Below are 6295 nucleotides of genomic sequence, written 5' to 3' on the forward strand. Positions count from 1 at the left end.
GCTGTGAGGGGTCCCCTCACGGCACCACGCAGCCCTGCTTGCAGGCGGGTCACCGCGGAGAAAGGCGCCCTCGCACGGGCCGAACGTGGGACTCGGGCTGCCGGAAGGTGGGACACAAGCGTCGGAAGGTGGGACACAACCGCTGGAGGGTGGGACTCGCTGCTCGCTATGAGCGCAGTTTATCGCGGTGTTAGAAAACAGGACTTGGACTTATCGTGGCTGCTCGGAGAGGCTCGTGGGGTGGCCGCCTCGCCGGGGAGAAGCGGGGTGGCCGGCACATTTCCCTTTCTCCCCCTGGAACGGAGCGAGTCCCGATGGATCTTCAGCTGGCCGGAAGGGTCTTCCTGGTCACCGGCGCCTCCGCCGGCATAGGCGAGGCCACCGTCCGCGTCCTGGCCGCCGAGGGCGCCACCGTCGTCGGCGTGGCACGCGAGGCCGATGGTGTCGAGCGCCTCGGCGCCGCGGTGAGCGCGGTGGCCGCCGACGTCACCGACCCCGGCGCGGCGGCCCGCGTCGTGGCCGAGGTGCTGGACCGGCACGGGCGGCTGGACGGCCTGGTCAACAACGTCGGCGGCCTCACCGCCCGCGCCGGTTTCCTCGACGTGAGCGACGAGCAGTGGCACGACACCTTCGAACTCAACTTCCACTCGGTCGTGCGGATGACCCGTGCCGCGCTGCCCGCCCTGCTCGAGCGTGGCGGTTCCGTGGTGCACGTGACCAGCGAGGCCGCGCGGCTGCCCGATGTTCCCCTGATCGACTACGCCGCCGCCAAAACCGCCTTGCTGTCCCTGTCGAAGACGCTCGCCGGTGAGTTCGGCCCCCGGGGAGTGCGGTCCACCGTGGTCGCTCCCGGTCCGACCCGTACGCGTCTGTGGGACGCACCCGGCGGATTCGCCGACCAGCTCGCCGCGCGGTTCGGGCTGGAGCCCGAGGCCGCGATCGAGCACTTCGTGCGCGAAGTGCGGCGGCTGCCCAGCGCCCGGCTCGGCACCCCCGACGACGTCGCCCGCGTGGTCGCGTACCTGCTTTCCCCGCTCGCCCGGCAGGTCACCGGCGCGGAATGGGCCGTCGACGGCGGCGCGCTCCGCCAGATCTGACACCCCCCCACACCCCCCAAGGAGCATCGATGTCCTTCCGCAAGCCCGTCCTCGCCGCTGTCGCCGCCGCGCTGGCGCTCGCCGGTGTCGTCGCGGGCACCGCCGCCTACGCCTCCGCCGACGGCCATCGGCCCCCGGCGGAGGATCCGTGGCAGCTGGTCGACCGGTCCCCGGAACTGGTCCAGCCCAAGGCCCTCACCGTCGACCGGTCGATCGGTGAGAAGCGGGCCGCGCAGGAAGTCCGGTTGGCGCAACTGCTGTACACGTTCTGGAACACCGGACAGCAGAAGTACCTCGACGCCGCGGTCGGCCCGGACTTCACCGACAACACCCTGCCCGCCGGGCGGCCACAGGGACCGGCCGGGCCGGTCTTCGCCTCGAAGAACTTCCGCGCCGCCGTCCCGGACCTGACCTGCGAACTGTCGGACCTGCTCGTCACCGGGGACAAGATCACCGCACGGCTCGTCTTCCGCGGTCACTTCACCGGGGTCTTCGGCGGCGCAAGGGGCCACGGCCAGGCGGTCGAGTTCAACGCCATCGACATCCAGCACGCCGGTCCCGACAAGATCGTCGAGGACTGGCACAACGAGGACAACCAGACCCTGCTCGGGCAACTCGGCGTGGCGGGCTGACGGCGGGCGAGGAAGTGACCATCGGCCCGCCGACCGGGGGCCGTCGGGCCGCATCGGGACGTCCCATGCCCGGGGTCTACTGGGAACGCAGGTATTCCCGACGGAGGGAGCAGGGAGATGACCTCGATACTGCCGCGTCGCCGGGTGGTGTTCCCCGGGCTGATCGACTGGCTGGACAACCCCTGGCTGTTCGGTGAGCGCAACGCCATGCGGCTCGAGGAGAACGTCACGAAGGACGCCTACGTCCTCCGGGCGGAACTGCCCGGATTCGATCCAGACGAGCACATCCACATCACCGCCGAGGCGGGCATGCTCACCATCACCGCCGAACGCGAGGCGGGTCCGGAGGAACCCGAACACAGCGAGTTCCGCTACGGCACGTTCTGCCGTTCCGTCTCGCTGCCCGAACGGGCGGACACGGCGAAGATCACCGCGCGGTACGTGAACGGCATCCTCGAGGTCACCGTGCCGATCGAACAGCCGAGCAAGCCGGTCGAAATCAAGGTCGGCAAGGGGTGACCCGGCGGCTGGCGGCCCGCGGGCTCACCCCTTGACCACGCCGACGGGCACCAGCCGGGCGACCTTGCCGCACAGGCCCGCGCCGGTGCTCACCTCGACGACGGTGTCGATGTCCTTGTAGGCGGTGGGCGCTTCTTCGGCGAGCCCCTGCCACGAGGTGCCACGGACGAGGATCCCGTGGGCTTCCAGGTCGTCGCGCAGCGTCCTGCCCCGGATCGAACGAGCCGCCGCGTGACGGCTCTGGGTACGCCCCGCCCCGTGGCAGGTGGAGTGGAAGGCGGGATTGCCGGGCACCCCGGCCAGCACGTAGGAGGCGGTGCCCATCGTGCCGGGGATGAGCACCGGCTGGCCGGTCTCCGCGAGGCCGGGCGGGAGATCGGGATGCCAGGGCGGGAGTGCCTTGGTCGCTCCCTTGCGGTGGACGCACAACTGACGGCGCTCGCCGTCGAGGTCGTGCATTTCGAGGCCGGCCAGGTTGTGCGAGACGTCGTAGACCAGATCGACGGCCACACCGAGGTGGCTTTCGAAGGCCCGGCGGGTGGCTTCGGTGAGCAACTGCCGGTTGGCCCTGGCGTAGTTCGTCGCCGCCGCCATGGCCCCGAGATAGGCCCGCCCCTCCGGCGACTCGACGGGTACGCAGGCCAGTTGCCGGTCGGGGACGGCGATCCGGTAGCGGGGCATGGCTTCTTCCATCAGCCGGACGTGATCGGTGCACACCTGGTGGCCGAGCCCGCGCGAGCCGCAGTGGATCATGACGCACACCTGGTCGCGCCGGAGCCCGAACGCCTGCGCGGCCGGTTCGTGATAGATCTCCTCGACCACCTGCACCTCGAGGAAGTGGTTCCCGGAGCCGAGGCTGCCGACCTGGCCGAGCCCGCGTTCGAGCGCCCTGGCGCTGACGCGGGCGGGCTCGGCGCCGGTGACTATGCCGCCGTCCTCGCACCGGAGGAGGTCCCGGGGTACGCCGTGGCCGGCCTCCACGGCGTACTGCGCACCCCCGGTGAGGATGTCGTGGAGCCCTTCCCGCGTGGGCAGCCGCCAGACAGCCCCGCGGTGGAGACCGCGGGGAATCGCGTGGCCGAGGATGTCCATGAGCCCGCCGAGCCGGTTCCGGAGGCCGTCCCGGTCGAGATCGGCGGCCAGCAGCCGGACCCCGCAGGAGATGTCGAATCCGACCCCGCCCGGGGAGACCACCCCGCCGAGCGCGACGTCGGTGGCGGCCACGCCGCCGATCGGGAAGCCGTAGCCCCAGTGCACGTCCGGCATGGCGTAGGACGCCCGCGCGATACCGGGCAGCGTCGCGACATTGGCCACCTGCCGCAGCGCCTGGTCCGTGGACGGGTCCGGCAGCAGCGCACGGGAGGCGAACACGATACCGGGCACCCGCATGGCGCCCCGGCGTTCGATCCGGAAGCGGTACGGCGTTTCCCTGACGACCTCCAGTGCCGGTTCTTCGATGCCGGTGCGCACTTTTCGTCTCCTTACACGTCGATCGTCGCCGAGCACCACCAGCGATCCGGGCCCCGTTCGCAGCGGAGTTCGTGCAGTGACACGGCCTTCGGTATCGCGCCGACGGCGGGAAGGGCGCCCGCGTCGACGGTCCTGAACCGCAGCCGCAGGCCACCGGGGCGGGGGGAGACCTCGGTGACGGCGGGGATTTCCCCGGTGGTCTCGAGCCGGTAGATGACCTCGTCGAGGGCGGCCGCGAGCAGATCCGTGTCCTCCTCGCCGGTCACCTCGCACTCGGCGGTGGCCTCGGGCGCGGGCAGCCCGGCCCCGGCGAAGCTTTCGACCATGGCGGCGACGGCCTGGGCGATGCAGTCTTCGCGGGTCGGGCCCCAGGCCTCGACCCGGAGGTCCGCCGTGTGCGCGGCGGTGCGGTGACCCCGCGCGCCTGATCCGGTCACGATCACTCCCCGGACGTCTGGGGCAGAGCGAGAAACCGCAGCATGCCTCCGGCGCGGGGGTGCCCAGAAGAGGCGAAGGTCCCCCCGGCGGCACCCTCGCCCGTGCCTGGTGACCGGCGGACCGGACCGGCCTCCTTCCCCCGGGGGATCAGCGTGCCGCGCGGCGCCAGACCGACGGGCTCACGCCCCGGGCTCGCTTGAACGCGACGCTGAACGCGAAGGCATCCTCGTAGCCCACCTCGCGGGCCACCGTGGCGACGGTCGCCTCCGTGTCCCGCAGCAGATCCGCCCCGAGGGTCATCCGCCAGCCCGTCAAGTAGGTCAGCGGCGGTTCGCCGACCAGGGCGGTGAACCGCGCGGCGAAGGCGGCACGGGACAGCCCGGCTTCGCGGGCCAGTGCGGCGACGGTCCACCGGTGGGCGGGATCGGCGTGCAGCAGCCGGAGCGCTTCGCCGACGGCGGGATCGGCCAGCGCCCGGTACCAGCCGGGAAGCGCCGCTCCCGGCCGGGCGCACCAGGCCCGCAAGGCCAGCACGAGCACGAGATCCAGGATCCGGGTCAGTACCGCCTCCTGACCGGGTTCGTCGCGGGTGACTTCGGCGGCGAGCAGGTCCAGCGCCGCCCGGGTCCGCGGCCCGGCGGGCACGACCGCCAGCGGCGGCAGCAGGGACAGCAGGCGGGCGCCCACGTCGCCGTGGAGTTCGCAGGCGCCGCGGAGCAGGATCGTGGCCCCGGGCAGGCCGTCCCCGTAGGTGCGGGGGGCGAGGTTCCGCTGCACTCCCGGGGCTTCCCCGGCTCCGGCCGTGACGTGTTTCCTGCCGCCGCGGATCACGGCCTGGGGCGGGGTCGCCGGATCGTCGGCGACGGTGTACGAGCCGGTCGCGGTGATGAGGGCGAGGTCGCCGGGGGAAAGCGGCACCGGTGCCGAGTCGTCCGAGTCGTCCCCGAGCCGGACCGAGGCGCCGCCGCCGAGCGTGGCCACGATCGTGAGCGGGGGAGCGTCGGCGAAGGCCAGCGACCACGGCGGCCGCTGGATCAGCTGCCGGACCAGAACGTTCCTCGGGCGGGCCCGGCGCAGCAGATCGCTCAGCACGTCCACGTCGGTCACCTTAGACGATCACAAAGCTTTGCCGGACACTTTCCCATGGATCGTCTTGGAGTCGCGGTGTTGCCTGAAGGGCATGAACACCATCCTCATTCTGGGCGGCACCGGCAAGACCGGCCGCCGGATCGCCCGGCGCCTGGCCGGTGACGGCCTTCCGGTCCGGACGGCCTCCCGCAACGGCGGCGACATCCCGTTCGACCTGGGCGACCCGGCGACCTGGGCACCCGCGCTGGAGGGCGTCACCGCCGCCTACGTCATGGAACCCAACCTGCTCGCGAGTTCGGACGACCGCGTCCCCGCCTTCGTGCGCCGGGCAGCCGCCGCCGGAGTGCGGCGGCTGGTGCTGTTGTCGGCTCCCCGCGCAGGCGAAGAGGGACACCCGCTCCACGCCGCCGAGCAGGCCGCGCGCGGTTCCGGTATGGACTGGACCATTCTGCGCCCGGACTGGTTCGCGCAGAACTTCACCGAGGGCCCCTGGCGGGCGGGGATCCTCGGCGGCACCCTGGCCCTGCCCACCGGTGACGGGCGCACACCGTTCATCGACGCCGAAGACATCGCCGAGGTCGCCGCGTCGGCGCTGACCGAAGACCGCCACCGCGGCCGGATCTACCACCTGACCGGGCCACGGGCGATCAGCTTCGGTGAGGCGGCCGACCTCATCGCCGCGGCCACCGGTCGCACCGTCCGCTACGTCGACACCGACCCCGAAGTCCACGTCGGGCGACTGGTCGCCAACGGGGTCCCGTCCGTCGTCGCCCGGCTGCTCACCGGGCTGCTCGTGGACATCCGCGAGGGGCGGGGCAGGGCGCCTTCCGATGACGTGGAACGGGCTCTCGGCAGGCCCGCCCGGCGATTGGAGGACTTCGTCGCGGGCGCCGCCGCCGCGGGCCACTGGTCCTGACCCCTTTGCGCGCGGGTGCCGTGAGGCCAGGGGAATCGGTGCCAGGGCGCAGGTCCCCCGCGCGGAGGATTCCCGCCTCCGGCGCCTCGTCTCGCGTGATCCCACGGTGGGTCCGGCAGTCCTCTCCGTCGAAC

At 72.5% G+C, this 6295-nt stretch carries 7 protein-coding genes; 4 read left to right on the forward strand and 3 right to left on the reverse strand.

What is annotated here, in order from left to right; all coding sequences use genetic code 11:
* Positions 1-314 precede the first annotated feature (314 nt).
* From FNH05_RS29205 to FNH05_RS29215, 3 genes are all read left to right on the forward strand, one after another.
* On the forward strand, positions 315-1097 hold the full coding sequence (locus FNH05_RS29205; protein ID WP_144592069.1) for an SDR family NAD(P)-dependent oxidoreductase: 783 nt from the start codon (positions 315-317) through the stop codon (positions 1095-1097).
* A 29-nt stretch (positions 1098-1126) separates the two neighbouring features.
* Positions 1127-1729, forward strand: coding sequence for an ester cyclase (locus FNH05_RS29210; RefSeq protein WP_144592070.1), 603 nt, complete (start codon positions 1127-1129; stop codon positions 1727-1729).
* A gap of 117 nt (positions 1730-1846) precedes the next feature.
* Positions 1847-2248: an Hsp20/alpha crystallin family protein gene (locus FNH05_RS29215; RefSeq protein ID WP_144592071.1), complete on the forward strand. Its 402-nt coding sequence runs from the start codon at positions 1847-1849 to the stop codon at positions 2246-2248.
* A gap of 24 nt (positions 2249-2272) precedes the next feature.
* Here FNH05_RS29215 and FNH05_RS29220 read toward each other — a convergent pair whose 3' ends face one another.
* From FNH05_RS29220 to FNH05_RS29230, 3 genes are all read right to left on the reverse strand, one after another.
* Complete coding sequence (locus FNH05_RS29220) at positions 2273-3718, reverse strand: RtcB family protein (protein WP_281287643.1); 1446 nt, start codon at positions 3716-3718, stop codon at positions 2273-2275.
* An 11-nt stretch (positions 3719-3729) separates the two neighbouring features.
* Entirely contained in the window at positions 3730-4155 is a 426-nt protein-coding gene (locus FNH05_RS29225) for an archease (protein WP_144592072.1), read from the reverse strand.
* 148 nt (positions 4156-4303) lie between these two features.
* Entirely contained in the window at positions 4304-5254 is a 951-nt protein-coding gene (locus FNH05_RS29230; RefSeq protein WP_144592073.1) for an AraC family transcriptional regulator, read from the reverse strand.
* Between the two features lie 82 nt (positions 5255-5336).
* On the opposite strand from FNH05_RS29230, the gene FNH05_RS29235 reads away from it, so the two are divergent.
* Complete coding sequence (locus FNH05_RS29235; RefSeq protein WP_144592074.1) at positions 5337-6161, forward strand: NAD(P)H-binding protein; 825 nt, start codon at positions 5337-5339, stop codon at positions 6159-6161.
* Positions 6162-6295 lie beyond the last annotated feature (134 nt).

The sequence above is a fragment of the Amycolatopsis rhizosphaerae genome, assembly GCF_007713715.1.
GTDB lineage: Bacteria > Actinomycetota > Actinomycetes > Mycobacteriales > Pseudonocardiaceae > Amycolatopsis_E > Amycolatopsis_E rhizosphaerae.

What these genes read in the sequence shown, in the direction of transcription:
- FNH05_RS29205 (WP_144592069.1), top strand. Translation starts at nt 315, where the DNA reads ATGGATCTTCAGCTGGCCGGAAGGGTCTTCCTGGTCACCGGCGCCTCC.
- FNH05_RS29210 (WP_144592070.1), top strand. Translation starts at nt 1,127, where the DNA reads ATGTCCTTCCGCAAGCCCGTCCTCGCCGCTGTCGCCGCCGCGCTGGCG.
- FNH05_RS29215 (WP_144592071.1), top strand. Translation starts at nt 1,847, where the DNA reads ATGACCTCGATACTGCCGCGTCGCCGGGTGGTGTTCCCCGGGCTGATC.
- FNH05_RS29235 (WP_144592074.1), top strand. Translation starts at nt 5,337, where the DNA reads ATGAACACCATCCTCATTCTGGGCGGCACCGGCAAGACCGGCCGCCGG.